Origin of the sequence: Exiguobacterium sp. s6, from assembly GCF_018618155.1 — a bacterium.
In the GTDB taxonomy this organism is placed as follows: Bacteria; Bacillota; Bacilli; order Exiguobacteriales; family Exiguobacteriaceae; genus Exiguobacterium; species Exiguobacterium mexicanum_A.
This window is the reverse complement of the sequence record NZ_JACSLN010000004.1, coordinates 46,134-65,468: the sequence shown is the minus strand read 5'-3', so window position 1 is coordinate 65,468 and position 19,335 is coordinate 46,134. Positions and strand designations below refer to the sequence as shown.

Annotated in this window: 25 protein-coding genes; 7 read left to right on the top strand and 18 right to left on the bottom strand. The window is 50.1% G+C overall.

The genetic code is table 11. The features are described from left to right. Positions 1–19 precede the first annotated feature (19 nt). Entirely contained in the window at positions 20–475 is a 456-nt protein-coding gene (locus KNP75_RS14205; RefSeq protein WP_215190703.1) for a hypothetical protein, read from the bottom strand. A gap of 288 nt (positions 476–763) precedes the next feature. On the opposite strand from KNP75_RS14205, the gene KNP75_RS15865 reads away from it, so the two are divergent. Together KNP75_RS15865 and KNP75_RS15860 are read left to right on the top strand one after the other, a co-directional pair. Then, positions 764–1,126 carry an SAM-dependent methyltransferase gene (locus tag KNP75_RS15865; protein ID WP_353049039.1) on the top strand — a complete coding sequence of 121 codons (363 nt, stop codon included), beginning with the start codon at positions 764–766 and terminating at the stop codon, positions 1,124–1,126. A 27-nt stretch (positions 1,127–1,153) separates the two neighbouring features. Then, on the top strand, positions 1,154–1,369 hold the full coding sequence (locus tag KNP75_RS15860; protein WP_353049038.1) for a hypothetical protein: 216 nt from the start codon (positions 1,154–1,156) through the stop codon (positions 1,367–1,369). Positions 1,370–1,419: 50 nt separating this feature from the next. On the opposite strand, the gene KNP75_RS14195 is transcribed toward KNP75_RS15860, so the two are convergent. Then, on the bottom strand, positions 1,420–2,433 hold the full coding sequence (locus tag KNP75_RS14195; RefSeq protein WP_215190702.1) for an ABC transporter permease: 1,014 nt from the start codon (positions 2,431–2,433) through the stop codon (positions 1,420–1,422). Then, positions 2,426–3,154 (bottom strand): ABC transporter ATP-binding protein, encoded by a 729-nt coding sequence (locus tag KNP75_RS14190; protein ID WP_215190701.1) that lies wholly within the window; start codon positions 3,152–3,154, stop codon positions 2,426–2,428. The genes KNP75_RS14195 and KNP75_RS14190 overlap by 8 nt, the downstream gene beginning before the upstream one ends. A gap of 171 nt (positions 3,155–3,325) precedes the next feature. Here KNP75_RS14190 and KNP75_RS14185 point away from each other — a divergent pair, with 171 nt between their 5' ends. From KNP75_RS14185 to KNP75_RS14170, 4 genes are all read left to right on the top strand, one after another. Beyond that, positions 3,326–3,928, top strand: a complete 603-nt coding sequence (locus tag KNP75_RS14185; protein ID WP_215190700.1) for a TetR/AcrR family transcriptional regulator — start codon at positions 3,326–3,328, stop codon at positions 3,926–3,928. A 123-nt stretch (positions 3,929–4,051) separates the two neighbouring features. Continuing rightward, entirely contained in the window at positions 4,052–5,548 is a 1,497-nt protein-coding gene (locus KNP75_RS14180; RefSeq protein ID WP_215190699.1) for a phytoene desaturase family protein, read from the top strand. 111 nt (positions 5,549–5,659) lie between these two features. After that, positions 5,660–6,385 (top strand): hypothetical protein, encoded by a 726-nt coding sequence (locus tag KNP75_RS14175; RefSeq protein WP_034781519.1) that lies wholly within the window; start codon positions 5,660–5,662, stop codon positions 6,383–6,385. A 9-nt stretch (positions 6,386–6,394) separates the two neighbouring features. Next, entirely contained in the window at positions 6,395–7,123 is a 729-nt protein-coding gene (locus KNP75_RS14170; protein ID WP_215190698.1) for an AAA family ATPase, read from the top strand. Between the two features lie 252 nt (positions 7,124–7,375). Here KNP75_RS14170 and KNP75_RS14165 read toward each other — a convergent pair whose 3' ends face one another. The 6 genes from KNP75_RS14165 to KNP75_RS14140 all read right to left on the bottom strand — a co-directional run bounded on the left by KNP75_RS14165 (position 7,376) and on the right by KNP75_RS14140 (position 10,620). Then, a complete protein-coding gene (locus KNP75_RS14165; RefSeq protein WP_215190697.1) occupies positions 7,376–7,663 on the bottom strand; it encodes a hypothetical protein in 288 nt (95 codons plus the stop codon). A 129-nt stretch (positions 7,664–7,792) separates the two neighbouring features. Then, a complete protein-coding gene (locus KNP75_RS14160; protein WP_215190696.1) occupies positions 7,793–8,278 on the bottom strand; it encodes a hypothetical protein in 486 nt (161 codons plus the stop codon). Positions 8,279–8,293: 15 nt separating this feature from the next. Then, on the bottom strand, positions 8,294–8,773 hold the full coding sequence (locus KNP75_RS14155; protein ID WP_114166604.1) for a hypothetical protein: 480 nt from the start codon (positions 8,771–8,773) through the stop codon (positions 8,294–8,296). Positions 8,774–8,831: 58 nt separating this feature from the next. After that, complete coding sequence (locus tag KNP75_RS14150) at positions 8,832–9,650, bottom strand: SMI1/KNR4 family protein (RefSeq protein ID WP_215190695.1); 819 nt, start codon at positions 9,648–9,650, stop codon at positions 8,832–8,834. Continuing rightward, on the bottom strand, positions 9,647–10,144 hold the full coding sequence (locus tag KNP75_RS14145; protein ID WP_215190694.1) for a hypothetical protein: 498 nt from the start codon (positions 10,142–10,144) through the stop codon (positions 9,647–9,649). Before KNP75_RS14145 ends, KNP75_RS14150 begins: the two co-directional genes overlap by 4 nt. After that, positions 10,129–10,620, bottom strand: a complete 492-nt coding sequence (locus KNP75_RS14140) for a hypothetical protein (protein WP_215190693.1) — start codon at positions 10,618–10,620, stop codon at positions 10,129–10,131. Before KNP75_RS14140 ends, KNP75_RS14145 begins: the two co-directional genes overlap by 16 nt. Before the next feature lie 78 nt (positions 10,621–10,698). Here KNP75_RS14140 and KNP75_RS14135 point away from each other — a divergent pair, with 78 nt between their 5' ends. Continuing rightward, positions 10,699–10,902, top strand: a complete 204-nt coding sequence (locus KNP75_RS14135; RefSeq protein ID WP_215190692.1) for a hypothetical protein — start codon at positions 10,699–10,701, stop codon at positions 10,900–10,902. Here the strand turns inward: KNP75_RS14135 and KNP75_RS14130 are convergent. The 9 genes from KNP75_RS14130 to KNP75_RS14090 form a co-directional block, all read right to left on the bottom strand. Further along, entirely contained in the window at positions 10,899–11,372 is a 474-nt protein-coding gene (locus KNP75_RS14130) for a DMT family transporter (RefSeq protein ID WP_215190691.1), read from the bottom strand. The two genes, KNP75_RS14135 and KNP75_RS14130, sit on opposite strands and share 4 nt — an antisense overlap. 12 nt (positions 11,373–11,384) lie before the next feature. Then, positions 11,385–12,053 (bottom strand): Crp/Fnr family transcriptional regulator, encoded by a 669-nt coding sequence (locus tag KNP75_RS14125; RefSeq protein WP_215190690.1) that lies wholly within the window; start codon positions 12,051–12,053, stop codon positions 11,385–11,387. Positions 12,054–12,059: 6 nt separating this feature from the next. Further along, positions 12,060–12,485, bottom strand: coding sequence for a DMT family transporter (locus KNP75_RS14120; RefSeq protein WP_021065339.1), 426 nt, complete (start codon positions 12,483–12,485; stop codon positions 12,060–12,062). A gap of 15 nt (positions 12,486–12,500) precedes the next feature. Beyond that, on the bottom strand, positions 12,501–13,439 hold the full coding sequence (locus KNP75_RS14115; RefSeq protein ID WP_215190689.1) for a DMT family transporter: 939 nt from the start codon (positions 13,437–13,439) through the stop codon (positions 12,501–12,503). Between the two features lie 117 nt (positions 13,440–13,556). Then, positions 13,557–14,450 (bottom strand): carbohydrate ABC transporter permease, encoded by an 894-nt coding sequence (locus KNP75_RS14110; RefSeq protein WP_251128374.1) that lies wholly within the window; start codon positions 14,448–14,450, stop codon positions 13,557–13,559. A gap of 12 nt (positions 14,451–14,462) precedes the next feature. Continuing rightward, positions 14,463–15,350 carry a carbohydrate ABC transporter permease gene (locus KNP75_RS14105; protein ID WP_034781489.1) on the bottom strand — a complete coding sequence of 296 codons (888 nt, stop codon included), beginning with the start codon at positions 15,348–15,350 and terminating at the stop codon, positions 14,463–14,465. 43 nt (positions 15,351–15,393) lie between these two features. Beyond that, a complete protein-coding gene (locus KNP75_RS14100; protein WP_034781487.1) occupies positions 15,394–16,635 on the bottom strand; it encodes a sugar ABC transporter substrate-binding protein in 1,242 nt (413 codons plus the stop codon). Positions 16,636–16,781: 146 nt separating this feature from the next. Continuing rightward, entirely contained in the window at positions 16,782–17,756 is a 975-nt protein-coding gene (locus tag KNP75_RS14095; RefSeq protein ID WP_034781484.1) for a LacI family DNA-binding transcriptional regulator, read from the bottom strand. 17 nt (positions 17,757–17,773) lie between these two features. Further along, positions 17,774–19,306 (bottom strand): alpha-glucosidase, encoded by a 1,533-nt coding sequence (locus tag KNP75_RS14090; protein WP_215190688.1) that lies wholly within the window; start codon positions 19,304–19,306, stop codon positions 17,774–17,776. Positions 19,307–19,335: the final 29 nt, after the last annotated feature.

Below are 19,335 nucleotides of genomic sequence, written 5' to 3'. Positions count from 1 at the left end.
ATACTAACTATTTATCTAATCATTTAGCGAAACTCAAATCATGCCGACTCGGATGCTCCAGGTCAATCTGTCGAATCTTCCGCTCGTAATGGATCGTCGTGGCTGCCTGGGCAGCAATCGCACCAAAGAAAATGACGAGCCACAAGAGCAAGTTTGACTGCATGTCGTTCTTAAATAAGAAGTAGAATCCAATCGCCCCGAACAACGAGACGGCATTGCGACCAACGTACGTGCGACGAATGAACTTCTGAACGGTCCGTTCGTCCGTCAACCGTTGCATGAATCGGCTCTCGCGCCACTCCAGATAGATCAACACAACGAGCGCCGCTAAGAAGGCGATTCCATAACCCGTTTGAAACTCGTTCATGACCAATAACGCAAATGAGACCCCGACCGCGATGACGACCGATACGTGCAAGGGCATCCATCTTTTTTGATACAGTTGAATCGTCCGGATCCGTGCTTGTTTCTCCATTCGTAATCACCTCACTTCTATCTTACGTAAGGAAACTGGTTTTTGTTCCCTTTTTTAAGGATTTAGATTATTCTGATTAGAGGAAGATATTGAATGTAGGGGTGAAGGATAGTGACTTGCAACCAAATACGATTGTTTAGCGGACTCGCACTTCTCGTGACGGGCGTCGCTTTACTACTTAAACGTTAAAAAGCATTCGGGGCATCTGCCCGGATGCTTTTTTCATGTAAACTGAAAGAACAAACTTGAGGACGTATAAGCTCTACGTCCGTTAAGGAGGAACAGAGCATGTCAACATGGGACAAGCGGTTCAATACGGATGAGTATGTATATGGGGAAGCCCCGAATGCCTTTGTGAAGCAACAGGCACATCTGCTCAAACGAGGGATGCGCGTGCTCGCGATCGCCGAAGGGGAAGGTCGAAACGCGGTTTGGCTCGCGGAACAAGGAGTCAATGTGGAAATGTGGGACTATTCGCAAGTCGGTCTCGACAAAGCAAACCGGTTAGCGGAACGTCGCGGGGTCACTCTTCATACTCGTCTCGTCGATTTGGCTGAGGCCGATTGGCCGATAGACACCTATGACGCCATCGTCTGTATTTACGGACATTTCCCCGACAACGTGAAAAAATCCGTCTTGGACGGCGTCTAGCGGGCCTTAAAACCAGGTGGTTATTTTGTGACGGAAGTCTACAGTGAGGCGCAACTCGATTACGGGACGGGCGGTCCGAAACAAAAAGAACTGCTTTATACGCCCGCTGACTTCTCCACACTAATGAACTCATTCAAGACGATTCACTTTTTCGACGGGACCGTGGAACGATATGAAGGCGCGCTCCATAACGGCGAATCGGCGGTCTTGCAATACATCGGTCAAAAAGCAAGCACCCTATAAATAAACGAAAACCGACTCGCTAACCACGAGTCGGTTTTGTCATTGTGACATCAATGCCCCCGATACTTTCCAAGCGCACGCATATTCAACAAGTAGAGCACACCGGCGTAAACGATCAAACCGAGCACGTAGCCCCAAATGCCGGCAAATCCACTACCGTACACCATCACTTCTTTAATCGCCGTCGCCCCGTAAAAGATTGGCATGACATAGCTCAAGTTGCCGAGGCCGTATGGAATCAAGTCGAGCGGGATTAACCCTGAGAAGAACACTTGCGGGATGATCGTGAACGGGATCATCTGGACAACTTGGAGCTCTGAACGGGCGAACACCGAAATCGTCGCGCCGAACAAGACGGCCGTTCCGGCCATGAGGATCATCACGAGAAACACCCAACCGATATTGCCGAGCGATGTCAGCCCGAGCACGTAAATCGTATAGAGAACGATGAAGACGGACTGAACGATCGCAAACACGCCGTAGCCGAGCGTATACCCTAGAATGACCTGTCCGCGTTTGATCGGTGTCATGAGCAATCGTTCGAGCGTGCCGCCGCTCCGCTCTTTGACGAGCGCCATCGCCGATAGGATGAAGACGAAGAAGAACGAGAACAGTGACAAGAACACGTAGCCGAACGAGTCGAACGTCGATTGGCCTTCTTCCCCGTATACATAGTTCATCTCGATATCAGCCGCTGGATTCAACGCCGACAGCGCCGTTTGAATCTCTCGCACCGCCTTCGACGACTTCGTCGACGGTTCTCGGAGCGTGATTGTCGTCCCTTCCTGCGTCGCTTCAAAGATCGCATCGACTTCCTTATTGTCTTCCAAGTACCCGAACGGGTCGTCGACCGTGTCCAACCGGACGTCGAGCGTCTCGGCTTCGAACGCCTCGACGAGTTGCGTTTGTGCGTTCTCATCAAGCACGACGACCGGCACGTAATCCGAGTCACCGAGGAGGAAGTAAACGAGCGTCAAAATCAAGAGTGGTGCGATCAAAATCAAGGCGACACTCCGCTTATCGTTGAGCGTCTGAAAAATGACGCGTTTCGCCAAGTTACGCATGATCCGTCCCTCCTTCTCGACCGGCAATGAGGAACAGTTCCTCGACACGACCGTTCTCCGTCTGGTCTAACAGATGCGGGACGGTATCGTAAGCGATTAAACGGCCGTTATAGATGAGCGCGGCCCGGTCACACTCGAGTACCTCGTCCATGACGTGCGTCGAGACGATGATCGTCGTCCCGTTCGCCCGAATCGCTTGAAACTGATCCCAAATCTGCCGGCGCAAGATCGGGTCGATCCCGACCGTCGGCTCGTCTAAAAATAAAACGTCCGGTTGATGGAGGATCGCGATCGCAAGCGAGAGCCGTTTTTTCATCCCGCCCGAGAAGTTCCGGACGAGCTTTTTGCGGTCGTCCGTCAAATCGACGAGCGTGAGCACTTCCGTGATGCGTTGTTGGAGCTTCGTTTTACCGAGTTTATAGATCGAGCCAAAAAACTCCAAGTTCGCCTCGGCCGACAAGTCGTCATACAATCCGTCGTTCTGGGGCATGAAGCCGATATTGTGGAGCATGCCCATGTTCGGCATCTTTGTTTCGCCGATGCGAATCGAACCTTTGTCCGCGGCCAAGGCACCGATCATCAGCCGAATGAGCGTCGTCTTCCCCGAACCGGACGGGCCGAGCAAGCAACAAATATCGCCTGAGTTGATGGTAAAGCCGACATGGTCGATGGCCAATTGGTCACCGAACGATTTACTGATGTCGTTCAGTTGAATATCCATATTCATTCTCCTTTTCGATGCCTTGTTCGAGTACACTGAATTAATAGACACCGTGTTGGTTTATAGGTTCAGTATAGACCTCAGTCGACAGCCCAACAATCGGCAATATCGGCCATCGTGTCGGTTATCAGACAGTTTTCACTCAAGTGTTGGATAAAGGAGAATATTCAGATGGGACATGAAGATTTACGCATCACACGAACGAAACAATTGATTAAAAGCGCCTTCCTCGAGTTGATTGAAGAGCATGGATTCGAAGCGGTCACCGTGAAAGCGATCACCGAACGGGCCGGCATCAACCGTGGGACGTTCTACAGTCACTATGTGGATAAGTTCGACTTGATGGAGAAGTCGATTGAAGCGATTTTCCATGAGGCCGAACTTAAACTCGTCAAAAACCTCCCTCACGTCTTCGGTGAAGAGCGCGGCGAATCATCCTATCAACTGCTCGTCCCGTTCATCCGTTTCATCGAAGACAATAAAATCTTGATGAAACCGCTCCTCAGACCGAACGGGGACCCGCAGTTCCAGGCCCGGCTCCGGTCGTACATGCATGCGGCGCTGTTCCATCGTTCCCCGACGGTCTTGTTCGACGAGACGAAGGCGCTCGTGCCGGCCGATTATTTAGTGTCTTACATCTCGTCGGCCCATATGGGTGTCATTTACGAATGGCTCTATAGCGATCGGCCCGACACGGCCGAGGACATTGCCCGCATCATCTATACGATCACATTCGAAGGGCCGCTCGTCGCGGGTGGTCTCCGTGCACATTGAAACTTTTACCGTTCCCTCCTGTACGTTAATATTTGGATAAAATACTTCTCAAATGGGTATGTATACGGAGAAGAATGTCTTTGTTTCATAAAAATTAACTGGCGAAAGAAGGGCGGCTCGTCTATGCAAAACGTGAACAAGTCTGTGATTGTGATCGGGGGAGGTCTCGGAGGGATATCAGCGGCCATCTCGCTCGCTCAAAAAGGGTATGACGTCTCCTTGTACGAAAAGAACGACCACATCGGCGGGAAAGTGAATCGGCTTGAACAGGACGGGTTCGGCTTCGATCTCGGCCCCTCAATTTTAACGATGCCGCAGATTTTCGAGAAACTGTTCGCAGGCAGCGGTAAGCGGATGGAAGACTATGTGCCAACCAAGCGGCTCGACCTCGAGTGGCGCTCGTTCTTCCCGGACGGAACGGTGCTCGATTTGTATCACGACTTGGATATGATGGAGCGCGCTAACCCGATGCTGTCGCGGAAAGACATGCGTGAGTATCGCGAACTGTTGAAGTATGCCGAGCGCATCTACAAGACGACGGAGAAGAGTTATTTGAAGGAAGGGTTCGAGTCGCCGCGCGAAGCGGTGGCACAGACCGGACTTTTCTCGACGTTGTTCGGCTTCGATTTGACGTCGACGATGTACGATGGGATTGCCAAACGAATCAGCAACCCGCATTTGCGGACGATGCTGTCGTATTACGTGAAGTATGTCGGCTCATCCCCATATAGCGCACCGGCCGTCCTTAACATGATGATTTACATGCAACACGCGCAAGGCTGCTGGTACGTCGAAGGCGGGACGCATAAACTAGCGGAAGGATTGACGAAACTCGCTGAAGAGATTGGTGTGAAGCTCCATACCGGTCAAGGCGTCGTCCGGGCCCATACGTTGAACGGTCAACTGACGGCGATCGAGCTCGAGGATGGACGGCTACGCTCGGCCGACTATTTCGTCTCCAACATGGAAGTCATCCCGTTCTATCAAAAGATGGTCGAGGCGGATGAACAGTACGTCGACAAGCTCGTCGAAAAGTATGAACCGGCCAGTTCCGGTTTCGTGCTCCACCTCGGGGTGAACAAAGAGTACCCGGCCCTCGGCCACCACAACTTCTTCTTCTCGGAGAACTTGCATGAACAGATGGATAAGATTTTCGAGCAGCATCAGTTGCCGGACGACCCGACGATTTACTTGGTGAACGTCAATAAGACCGACCCGACACAAGCACCGCCCGGGCACGAGAACATTAAAATCTTACCGCACATCCCGTACATCCAAGACGAGCCGTTCACTCCTGAACAGTACGCCGCATTCGAAGAGCGAGTCCTCGATAAGCTCGAGCGGATGGGCTTGGACGGCCTGCGGGAACATACGGTGACGCGCGACGTCTGGACGCCGCATGATATCGAGCGCACGTACGGCTCGGACCGGGGCGCGATTTATGGGACCGTCGCCGATAAGAAACAGAACGGCGGCTTTAAGCACAAGAAGCAGAGCGAGCTGTACGACAACCTCTACTTCGTCGGCGGCACGGTCAATCCCGGCGGCGGCATGCCGATGGTGACACTGAGTGGCCAGCAAGTGAGTGATAAGATTGCGAAACGTGACAAAGTGAAATGATTTTCTTCAATCCCTCATTCGATGTGAGGGATTATTTTTTTTGAAACTTTTTCCAATCATCTTCCGTATATTGTGCTACGATACAACAATCAAACCAAGCGGAGGAACAGGATGCATCAAATCACAAGTTATTTCTTTATGTATGCCAAAGTTGTCGTCACCGATAAAATTCCATTCATCTGGACGCTCGGGATTCCACTCATTATCGCCTTGACGCAGTCGTTTTCAGATATCCGCCAAGCGACGACAGCGGAATACTACCCAGGGCTCTCTTATTTCTGGGTGTATATTATTCTTGCTACATATGTGAACGGTGTCGGTATAGAACTCGCTCGAATGCGCGAATATGGACTGATGAAAACGTACGTGATGATTTCCGGGAACAAACTGACGTATGTCATCGCCGTCATCTTAGCACAGCTATTATTCGCCTCCATCAGCCTGCTTTTATTCACAACGGTCGTCACACTCGTACACGGGTTCTTCTCGTTCAAGTTGATTGCAACGTCTCTACTCGTATTGATCGGGAGTATCCCGTTCGCGGTTGCTAGTGTCGCCATCACGGCACTTCCAGTGAAAGTATCGAGTCTCGGGACGTTCGCGAACATTCTGATGTTTCCGCTCTTTTTATTGGCAATCAACTCACCTGATCAATGGTTCAGCTTCCTCAACCCGTTCTACGCGCTCCATGAATTCGCGCTCGGATTGCTGCACCTGACTACTCAAGTCGAACTCTCGTTTGGAGTATGGGCGACATTCCTTTCCGTACTCGGTTACTTCATCATCGGTGCGATTGCGTTGAAACGCTTCAGTCTCGTCTCACTCATCACACGCTAGGAGGTTCTTATGCACGTACACCAACTTACTTATCACTATCCGAAAGCGACGCGTCCTGTGCTCGACGGTGTCTCGTTCACACTGCAACCGAATAAGCTGAATGTCTTGATCGGACAAAACGGTGCCGGGAAGACGACACTCTTTGATTGTATGACCGGGACACTTTCAGTCGACAAAGAATCACTCGCACTCGTCCCGACGGCGGACATGTTGTATTTGACACAACTCATGTATAACCATCATGAGTTGACCGGAAAAGACCTCGCCTACTTTATCGGACGGTTATCCAAACGTCCCGATTTCAAAAAACTCGAGTCGTATGTGAACGGACTCTCGACCGCTCGAGAGCAAGAGCTGTTCGAACACTTATGGAAGATGAAACTCGGGAAAATGTCTGTTGGGGAGCGGAAATGGTTGTTCGTGACGTTGCTCGCCTCGGTCAAGCGCTCCCTCTATCTGTTCGATGAACCGACGAGCGGGGTCGACCCGGCATCACGGATCCACATCATGCGGCGGTTGCACCGTCTCGTCCAAGAGGGACGGACGTGCCTCATCTCGACGCATCAGCTACATGACCTCTCGCAATTTGACGCACATGTCATCTTCCTCCACGCGGGACGTGTGTTATACGAAGGCGACTTCCAAGACTGGTTGCGCGCCTCCGGGACGACCGACCCGGACGAGGCGTTCGTCGCGATGGTCGAAGGAACGACGAATGATGTGGCGGTGACACGATGACCGATTCATTTTGGGAACGACACCGCTTCAAGTTCTATACGATTGGCATGGTCATCTGCGGGATATTGGTGGGCATGTTTTCATAAGAAAAAGCATCTGACACGACGTCAGATGCTTCTTTTAGTTGCCTGAACTCGATTTTCCGATAATCAGCTTCAATACAAGAATGACTCCGCCTAACATGACAGCAAAGGTACCAAGCGACCAGAGCATGTCAAACACTCGCATATCCATCTTATTCATCCTCTTCATTCAAAAGTTATTTACATCCAGGAGCTCGTTCACATTTTCGGTGTACATCGAATCGACTTCAAATACGTCGGTCCCTTCCATCCCACGAGTGAACCGAATCTCATCGTTCTCCCCAATCCAGACGTTCACCATCGCCTCCACTGTCGACTCAGACCGATTGCTTATTGTGACGACGTAGTCTGGTATGCCCATGACTTCCGCTTCAGACAAGGAACTCGTTTCAATCAGTTCAAGGAATCGTGCAATCTCAGCTTCGTCTGTGAACGGTTCACCTGAAAAGACGGACATACTCTCATCTACATACGTCTCGACGATTAGCTCATGACCATCTTCGCTACATGCATTTAAAAATAAGAGCCCAACAATCAGAAAAAAGACTACCCTTCGTCTCCTCATTCATCTGCACGTCCCTTCGGTTTACTTGAACCGATCTTTAGACGCATCCCGATGCGCCGTCCGCAGCTCATGATTCGTCACGTGCTCCGGGTCAATCAACTCGATTTTCCGGTTCACCCATACCGATAAGAAGATGAACGGGATGAACAGAGTGAGCAGCATGATTGCGAAGATGACGAGTGACCCTTCAATCGCCCAAGCGATGGCGATGAAGACCCCAAGCAAGATGACGTTCGCAAGCACGATACCGAACTCGAGTCGCACGAACTTTTGATAGCGCGCCTCACCATTAAACGTAAGCAATAAGTTCATGCGATGCCACGCCCGATAGAGGCTCGGCAATTGCGTCGCCATGATGATGACGGCGAACGTCGCGAGGGTGATGTCTTGAGTAAAGATAAAGTAAAAGGCGATCCCTAAAATTGCGAACGTGAGCAAGAGCGCCGTCCGGTTCACCTTCCGGTCGTTCTCGACCATTTGTTTCAGCCGTTCATTTTTATTAACCATAGTTAGGTACTCCCATCATGATGACTTTCGTTTTTCGTGCTCGAGTTGCGCCTTGCCGAGTTCCGTCGCGGTCACATGCTCCGGGTCAATCGTTTTCAACTCACGGTCGATGCGAATCCCAAGCGCTAGGAACGTGATCAGACCGACAATAACGACGATGACGAGCGTGAGTAGCGTGATCCATCCGAGCATCGAGCTCGCGATCAACAGCACGAGAAACACAATGTTCCCGACGGCCAAGCCGAACTCGGACCGTACTTTCTGTTGGTAGCGAGCGTCGTCGTTGAAGGTGAGCAGCAACTTCATCCGGTGCCACCCTTTATACAGCACGGGCAGCTGTCCGACCAAGATGATTGGCAATAGCAAGAGGACGTCCGTCGCCCAAAAATAGATGATGAACAGTGCGATGATTCCTATCGTCGGGTACAACATTTGTTTTTGTCGCTTTCGATCGTTCTCCATCATGCGTTCAAGTCTTATGTTATGGTCAACCATCCAATCCCCCTAATCAAATCTCGTTACCTTCTTTTACGAAAGGAAACGGCAAATCGTTTCACTCGACTCGAATATCGTTATCGAGAATGTACATCGTCTCTTCGTAGCGTTGTTTACTATAGGCGTCATCTTGCCTGTGGAGCGTCTCAAAAAATACTTCGAACAGTTGTTGATCTAAAGGCTTCCGTCGAATGATGATTTCTTGAATGACGCTGGTCGCCGTCTCTCGCAACGTCTCGTCATCCATCCAGGTCAACAGCTCACGAACGAGTTCGTCCGCTTCAAGTGAATCCAAGCCATTGAACCAAAGAACCGCACCAATCCTTTTGTCTTCTAGATGATCGCTATAGAGTAGGCGTCGCGCATCGTTCAGGAGCGCCTCCCCTTGTTTCATTTCAGTGATCGGTTCTGGGAAAATTTCTGCATCCACTTCCATATCGACCGTCGTGAGCGCTTCGCTAAATTGACTAAACGTATCGAATAAGATATCGATTTGTTCGGTGTCCGTATCGATGTAAGCAATGTTTGGCTCTGACCCCTCTCGGTAATCGAACACGAGGAAGAAATGTCCATCACCGGCGAACGCAATCAATCGGTCATCCTCGACACCCCACTCCGTCAACAAGGCCTTCGATTCAATCAGCCCTTTATTTAAACCGACCCCAGCAATTGAATCAACGAGAGCAATGTCACCTTGCCCATTCCATATAATCGGCAAGTCGCGCTGTTCGACATATCCCCCGTTCTGGATACGAATCGCCTCGAGATAATCAATCGGCAGTTTCACTCCGAGTCGCGTCTCCACTTCAGTCAACACGTCATCCGTTAATGCGGGCAACCGGTTCGGGTCGTCCGGTGTATCATTCCAAATGATCATTGTTCCCCTGCTTTCTTCAATCGTCTGTATTGGCGAATGTCTTGATTCGTCACATGTTCTGGATCAATCTTTTTGAGTCGCTCATTCACCCACCATTCAAAATAAAGACAAGGCAAGACGATTAGCGTACCAAGCAGTGAATACGTGACGTGTTGAAAGTTTTGAATGACTGTACCCCAAATAAATATAGCGAGCCCGATGACCGTCATGAAGATGAATAAAAAGTTGATTCGAACATATCGGCGATACAGCTCATCCGAACTAAAGCGGAGCAATAGCTTCATCCGCAACCAGCCCCATAAAATCAGTGATGCGTAAATGATTAAAAAGGCTGCGAACACCTGCATGTTCGTTAAGGTGTAACGACTATGCAGATAGTAGAAGGTCAAGATGATGATGGCGACCAGTAGACCAAATAAACGAATCGAGACTTGTTCAAACCGCATCAATTGAAGCAAGCGATTTTTATGCTCGACCATCATTCGTTCTCCCATTTCCGTTTCATCCGCTCACGTTTTGTAAATCCAATCAAGCTATCCGTGACATGCTCGTGATCGATCCGAAGCAAGCGGGTATCGAGCCATGTCTCAACCACCAACATGCCTGCAATCAACATCGCTGACAGTCCACTGAATACCGGCAATGCGAAGTATCCTGATACATACCCGCCCATCAAACCGAGCATGACCCATAACATCGCAATCGCGATGACGCCTTTCGCCCGGATCAATCGTTGGTAGGATCGATTTTCATTGAACGTCACGGATACACGCGTCTTCTGCCACGCTACGCGACTGAGCGGGACAGCCGTCATCATCAAAAAGACGAGCATCGCAAGCATTGGCAATGATGCATTGGTATAGATCCACCACCCCAGTCCTAACCCTGCCGCGGCGGCCCATAACAAGTTAAATGCACCTTTTTTGGGAAGCATATATAACTGCTCGATTCGTTCTTCTCGTGTCACCATAATCTGTTCCTCCTTGAAACCAATTCGGACCGTTCACCGTATATACGAATAGCATACCAATAATTAGGAGGTATTTCGATGGATATTCTTATTTTAGCCATCCTACTCGGCATCGTCGGCTTCATTGTGACTCGTTCCTATACCATCTATCCGTCATCGTTCGGAGACCGTTCACCCGTCCAACCACGCGCCTCGCTCACAACAAAATGCCCGCATTGCCAAACCGTCGTCAAACGGCAGGAACACGGGCAAACTTGTTCAACTTGTCGGAAATCGTTTTAGACGACTTGCTTTGCTTTTTGGTGGACCGTCTCTTTTTTCCCACTCAACTGGAACAACAGCACCCCGCCGACAATCAACACGATGCCAAGCGCTGTCTTCCACGTGAACGGGATGGCTTCGAGACCGAACCAGCCGAGCGTATCCCAGAGGAGCGCGAACAGGATTTGTGACACCATGACGATCGAGATGGCATGGCTCGGCCCGAGCTGTTGGACGCCTTGCGTCACGCTCATGACGACACCGACCCCGATGATGCCGCTGAACCAGTACCACGTCTCCATTCCCGTGACGTCGAACAGACCCATTCCCTCACTGATCAATCCGACGAGTAGCGACGCCAAGAAACCGAGGGCGAGCACGAGCGTTGTCGTCGCCCACGCCCCGACCTGTTCTTTCACTTTGGCGTTGAACGTGTTTTGCACACAGACGAGCATGCCGCCCATGACCGCGAGCATCATTCCAAGTGCCATACCGTGTCCTCCTCATTCATAAATACTCTCCCCAGCAACGGCAATCAGCCCGGCGCGATCAATGATGGCAATCGATCGACGATCCCGTTCAATCAATCCCTGTTCCACGAACCGTTTAAGCGTTCGGTTGACGTGGCGATAGCTCGTCCCAATCAAATCGGCGATGTCGGTCAACTCGTCCACGGTCGACCCGAGGCTCGCCTCTTCCGGTGTCATCGACAACAGATAGCTCGCGAGCCGCACATCGACCGGATAAAACAAGTTGAAACTCATCGACTGCGACTTCATCTCGAACTTCTTCGTGATCCCTTCCAGCAAATAGTGCAGCCACGTGACGTCCTCCTTGGCATGATGCGCGAGGTCGTCGAAGCGGACGACGATCATCTCGACCGGCGTGACCGCCTCGACCGTGTTCAAGAAAGGTGTACGTCGGACGTACTCGATGTCGCCAATCAAATCGAGCGGATATTTGAACGACAAGACGAGCCGCTTCCCGGTCGCTGACGTGTGGGCCACCCGAATCTTTCCACTGACGAGAAAGTGGAGCTGCTCGGCCTTAGCGCCTTGGGTGCAAATCGCCTCCCCTGTCGCGTAACGGACGAGCTTAAGTTGAGGTCGAATCGCTAATGGGAGCACCTCATCCAACCCATACCGCTTCATATAACGGTCAATCTGTTCCATCGCACGTCATCCTTTCAATACGAGAATCCCGACGATCATCATGACGACCCCGAGCAGTTGCGTCCGATTCAAGTCACGGCGCAACATCCCGAACCAGCCGCGCCAGTCAATGACGAGCGCGAGGGCAAGCTGGGCGATGAGAAACAATGAAATCGTCAACGTGACGCCGAGCTCATGCACGGCCGTCATATTGCTGAACAAGATGAACGCAGCGAACGCGCCCCCTGACAAATAAAGCGGCTCGACGCGGCGCATGTGGACGTACGTCCGGTCGCGGACGAGAAGCATGATGACGAGCGCGACAAGGAAACCTGTCAATTGCGTCAACGTCGCAGCTTGCCACGTCCCGATACTCGAACTGATGCGAGCGTTGGCGACGCTCTGTAGCGTCAAAAAGAAGCCGCCACTGATGGCGAACAGTACTCCGCGCATGATGTCTCTCCTCCCTTATGACAAACGAATCAGCATGATCCCGATGACCATGACGAGTAAACTGACGAGTTGAATCCCGGTGACCGGGTTCTTCGCGGCACCGAACCAACCGAAGCGGTCGATGAGCAGGCTCCCACACAGCAAGCCGACAATGACGATGACGACAGTGATTCCGGTCCCGACCATTGGTACGATTAAGACGTTCCCACCGATGAACAGTGCCCCGATGATCCCACCGAGCCAAATCCACCACGGCTGACCGCGTAGTCCGCGCCATTCGACGCTCGGCCGCAAGACGATCAAGATGAGCAGTAACGTGACCGTCCCGACAACGAACGAAACGAGGGCCCCTTTCAAGGCCGATTCGAGCACCGTTCCCAAATAACCGTTGATGGCCGTCTGTGTCGCGCTCATCATCCCGGTCCCGATTCCGACGAGGCGCCAGGCGTTCAAATTGCCGGTTCCCGTCTGCGACGAGGCGACGAGTTTGCCGCGACGACGATTAATCCAGTCCGTTAGCGCGACCGTCCCGACGACGCCGAGCAACACGAGCAAAGCCCCGAATACACGCCACGGCGTGAGGACGTTGACGGCTGAGTTGAACCACCCGAAGTGATCAATCAACAGTCCCATCAAAATCTGTCCGAAGATCGGCATGATGACGGTCTGGACACTGCCGAGCCTTGGGAACAACAAGATGTTCCCCGTTAAAAAGATGACCCCTAACAAACCACCCGACCACATCCAAAGCGGTTCTCCTTGGGAAATGGATGATTCAATCCCGAACGACTGCCCGGTGAGCAGTAACGTAAGTGTTAAAAAAGTCGTCCCGATTGCGAACGACAGGAACGACGCAACAAATGGTGACCCGACGATGGTGCGCAGACGCGAGTTCACGCTCGTCTGCATCGGTAACAAAATCCCGATGACGAGTCCAATTACAATGGCTAACATTTTCTCTTCCTCGATTCTCTCTATATACTGTGTACGTGTTAAGCTTACCCCTCACACACTTTAGCATAAAGGACCGATGTCCTGAGTATAAAAAAAGAACCTTACATGGCGTAAGGTTCACTTCATTCCAGATATATTGTATCCTTCGATGATATGCTTTTGGAAAATCATAAAGATAATGATAATCGGCACAACCATGAATGTGGCCCCAGCCATCTGTAAGGCGTAGTTTCCACCATGTTGCCCCTGTAGAAGCGCTAATCCAACTGACAGTGTGTAAAGAGCTTCATCATTGGCAATAATAAGCGGCCATAAGAAGCTGTTCCAAGCACCGATGAAAGTCAAAATCCCTTGTACCGCCAAAATCGGTTTTGACATCGGCAAGACGATTGAGAAGAAAATTCGAAACTCACTCGCTCCATCCAAGCGAGCCGCTTCCAGCATTTCCTCTGGAATCGTCGTCATGAACTGACGGAACAAGAATACCCCGAACGCACCAACGAGACCGGGGAGGACAATCCCCATCATGGTGTTCGTCAGACCCATTTGATTGAGCATCAAATAAACGGGAATCATCGTAACCTGTCCTGGAATCATCATTGTCGCCAAGACACCGACGAACAAGATGTTACTCCCCTTAAACTTATGCTTCGCAAACGCATAACCGGCCATTGCTGTGAGCAATAAACCGAAAAATGATGCGAGTACAATCAACAACGTGTTCTTCAAATACGTTAAAAAGTTTAAATTCACGAATAAATCGATGTAATGTTCGAACGTCACATTTTCCGGTAGGATCGTCAGCGGTAGCGACAAGATTTCCGCATCCGTCTTAAAGGACGAGATCACCATCCAGAAGAACGGCAACATAAAAGCGATACCGAGGACGGTCAAAACAAGCGCGACCAGCAACTGCGAGAGTTTGGCTTTTCGTTTATGGTTTAAGTCGGGAAGTGGCGAGAATTTCTCCCGCTTCACATTCACGGCTACCGGTTTTTCATTTGGAATCATGAATGCCCCTCCTTAATAGTTGTTTTCGTTCTTTTGAAGACGGAACTGAATGAGTGTCACCGTAATGATCAGAATGAACAACACGACCGACCCGGCAGCCGCATAACCGAAGTTACTAAGCTGGAAACCGTTGTTGTATATAAACAACGCGAGTGACGTCGTCGAATTGAGTGGTCCCCCCTCGGTCATGATGAGCGGTTCTTCGAAGAACTGAATCCATCCAATCAAAGTTGTCACCGTTACGAAGAAAATCGCATATCGGAGCAACGGAATTGTAATCTTGAACATTTGCTGGAACGTACTTGCCCCATCTAACGCTGCCGCTTCATAGTACGTGCGTGGAATCCCTTGAAGAGCTGCCAAGAAAATAATCATATTGATTCCGACCGCACGCCATACGGCAAGCATGATCAACGATAATTTAGCGATAAACGGATCTTGTAGCCACGGGACATCTGGAAGGCCGATTGTATTTAACAGGAAATTGAAGAGACCATACTGCGGATTAAACAAGAATCCCCAAACGACCGCGACCGCTACAACGTTCGTGATCGACGGCATATAAAAGACGACACGGAACCATTCGAAGACTTTGCCAGTCCCGAAATTGATTGCCATCGCAATCGCGAGCGAAAGACCGATCACAATCGGTACCCCAATAACGACATAAACGATCGTGTTCAATAACGCTTGGATGAACACTTCATCTTTGAAGATTTCAATGTAGTTGGTGAGTCCGATCCATTCAATGTTTGCCCAGTTCGCAATTCCCGCCAAATCCATGTCTGTAAAACTCATGAAAAAAGCGATGAATAACGGCATGATCGAGAACATGAGTAACAAGAGAACGGTCGGCGCGACGAGCAAGTATGGCGCTCGATCATTAAGAAATTGTTTCATAAGGTTCTCCTTTAATTAAACGAGAGGGGGTGTACCCCTCCGTTTATTTTAAAATCGACTTCGCTTTTTCTTGGAACACCTTAACTTCATCTTCTACAGTAGCCGCACCGCGATACATTTTCTCAAAGCTCTGCAAATATGTTTGCGCTACTTTTTCCCACGTTGTCATCATCGGCATCGGCTCTGCCGCTTCCATCTGCTCACCGAATGTTTTGAGTTTCTCATCGTTTTTGAGCGTTTCGTTCTCTGCCCATGTCGCTTTTGTCGATGGAAGTGACTTCGTCATCTCCATCCACTCTGTCTGTGTTTCTGGTTTACTCATATATGCGATAAACTTCGCGGCTTCGTCTTTCTTCTCACTGCTTTCAAAAATACTTAAGTTCGATCCTCCAAGGAACGAGATATTATTTTCTTTCGCTGGAAGAACGGCTGTACCCCACTTCTCTTCAATGTCAGGCATTTGATCATTGATAATGTTAATCATCCATGGTCCACTGATGAACATCGGCACGTTCGGTTCTTCTGCCCCGAACGCCTGCACAACATCAAGCCCTAAATCGATTGGTGCATATCCTTCTGTGAAGTAGTTTGTTAAATATTCTGCGCTTTCGATGAATTCTGGTTGATCAAAGAGCGGCTCTTGATTTTCTGTTAACAGCTCTGAACCGTTTTGACGAGCGAACATGAACGATAGCATTTGGTCGTTCGTGTCCAACGTAATCCCGTACATGTCTTCCCCGTCACGAGCCGCAAGTTTTTTCGAAGCGTCTTCTAATTCATCCCACGTTTTTGGCGCTTCTGGATAACCTACTTTTTCAAGTGCGTCTTTCCGATAATAAAGAACACGTGTGTCGACATACCAAGGTGCCCCGTAAAGACCGTCCTCGAATTGAACCGTTTCAACCGATCCTTCATAAAAGTTTGATGGATCAAGTTCCGGGTAATCTTTTACGAAATCTTTCATATTCGCGAGTGCTCCCGCCTCTACGAATTCAGGCATCCAAGACGTTCCCATTTGAACGACATCTGGACCATTTTTCGAAGCGACCGCAGTCAACAGTTTATCATGCGCTGTATCCCAAGGGATTGCTTGTACTTTGACGTTGACGCCTTCGTTTTCTTTTTCATATTGTTCTGCTAGTTTCGGCAAAGCTTTTCCTTCTTCACCCATCGCCCAAACTGTGATGGTATTTGCGTCATCGCCGCTCGATCCAGAAGAACATCCCGCCAATAGACCTGAAATGATTACCGTGCCCGCTACCGCTGCTAACCCTAATTTCTTCATCTGAATTCCTCCGTTTCTCGATAATCGAAACGTTTCGATTATCATGTAAAAAAATAATGTTTATACAAAGGTTTTACTGCAAATCAACAGGTTAAACGTTTCTATAAACATTATAGTTCACAATGTATCCGCTTACAATACGTATTTTATCTTTTATTATTTTTTTTTCGAATCGAGGCGTCTTTCATGAACTTTGAAGGGATCGTCTCTTTCGAATTTTCTTTCTCTTCAATCAGTTGGAGTAACGCGCGAGCCGCCTTCTTGCCCCAGTCAGGCTTCGAATAGCTGACACTTGCGATCCGAGGCTGCGTATAGTTTGTAATCTCGAGTTTATCAAAGCCAACGAGCGAAATGTCTTCCCCGATTCTGAAAGAAGAGTTTTGCAAGACGTCATAAACCCCGAGCGCCATGTCATCATTTAAACACATGATGGCGTCCCCTTCTTCGAGCACTTCAAGTAAGTCACTCGCTGCCCGAATGCCTGACCGTTTCGTGAATTCACCGGTCCATTCCCGGACGGTTACCCCAGCCGCGTTCGCGCGATCAACGACAACTTTCCGTCGTTCGACAGCATCATGATTGCCGACCGGTCCGTTCACAAGATGGATTTGTCCAGGGTTGGTCTCTAAGATGGCGTCCATCTCTTGATTCATCCCAATCTGATTATCGAGCAACACACAACTGATGTTCGGATGCTCAATCTCACGGTCGAGCATCGTCAGCGGGTGCCCTCGGTCCGCGAACTCTAAAATCTGTTCTTGGGTGAATCGATGCCCTAAGATGAGCGCCCCATCCACCATGCGTTCGGTCATCAGACGATGTGATTCGGGACCGTTACAAACAATCAACTCATAGCCAGTATCAGACAGCTCTTGGTTGATGCCTTTTAATAACTCTCCATAGAACGACCCGGAATAATCGCCTAAAAACGCTCCGATAATATGTGTCTTTCTCGTTTTTAGCGTCCTCGCCGCGGCGTTCGGCACGTAGTTCAACTCTTCGGCGATTTTAATGATGCGTTGCCTCGTCTTTTCTGTCACTTTCGGACTGCCGTTTAGCGCATATGAGACGGTCGATATCGAAACGCCAGCCTCTTTTGCGATGTCTTTAATTCCTGCCATTTCCTCACTTCCTTCTGTCAAAAATTATAACATATGAACGCTTCATACGGCCGTAGCATTGGCGCCTCAACCTGCTCTGTCGAAACCAAACGTTCCCCGCAACCACTGGGCATCGGCAGCGTATCTTGAGACAAATTTGCGACGACAAGAAGTGGAGGCTCCCCATCGATGATGCGGCGGTACACATATAGCCGCTCCTCGGTCGGTACGAGTTCATAAGCTCCGTCTCGAAGCAGTCGATTTGTCCGGCGTAGCGCAATCAATTCTCGGTACAGATGAAGCAGACTCGTTTCATCTGAACGCATCGTCGCGACGTCCCTGCCTGCTTCGTCGTGAGCTGATCGAAGCCACGGTGTTCCCGTGCTGAACGAGTCCGTCCCTTCGCCCCATGCCATCGGAATCCGGGCATGGTCACGTCCTTTCATGCGAACGGCATCAAGCGTTCCACCCGCCCGCAAATAATTTAGCGTCTCGATGTCTTGATACTCCTCTGTCGCAATCATACCGTTCGTCATCCCGACCTCTTCTCCTTGATACAGAAATGGGATTCCTTTTAATCCGTATAGGAGGACCGCGAGCATCTTCGCAGCCCGCTCGTCATCGTCATACCATCGTGAAATGACACGCGGCTGGTCATGGTTATTCCAAAACAGGCTATTGCGTCCTTCCACCGCAAACGCTCGTTGCCACGTATCGAGCGTGGTTTTTAGCCTCGACGGCTCGAACGGAGCGAGCTTCCATTTGCCTTGTCCTGCCTGCTCATCGAGGGCACATACTTCAAAATTGAAGACGACGTCGAGCGAACCGTCCCGTTGCAAAGTTAGAATTTCGTTCGGAGTCAATCCTCCAGCTTCCCCGACAAGCAACAAGGAAGAGGTGTCAACTTGCGCCACTAAATCTTTCAAGTAACGGCGCATCAACGGAAAGTCGAGCCATTGCTTTCGATTGACGTCTTTGCCAATCAAATCAATGACATCAAACCGAAAACCAGTCACCCCGCGCTCGACCCAAAACGCTAAGACTGCCGCCATCTCCTTACGTACTTGCTCGTTCCCCCAATTCAAATCTGGTTGTTCCGGAGCGAATGCATGGAAGTAGTACTGGCCCCGGATCGGTGAGTACGTCCACGTCCCGCCCCCGAAGAACGAGCTCCATTCATTCGGCGTATCACACCAAATGTAGAAATTACCGAACGCTCCTTCCGGGTCACGTTCGGATTGAAGGAACCACTCATGCTGATGCGACGTGTGGTTGGCGACGATGTCCATCATGATGCCGATTCCTCTGCCACGTGCTTCATGAATCAACTCGTCCATATCATCCATCGACCCGAACAGAGAATCGATTCGTGTATAGTCTGCGACGTCATAGCCATTATCGTAACCGGGCGAGACGTAAACCGGATTCAACCAAATCATCTCTACCCCGAGCCAGCTTAAATAGTCGAGGCGACTGATCACTCCTTGTAAATCACCGACCCCATCGCCGTCGCTGTCTTGAAAACTTTTTGGATATACTTGATAGACCGTGCTCACTTGTTTTGCGTCCATATGGTCCTCCTATTAAGAAAAGGGTGACG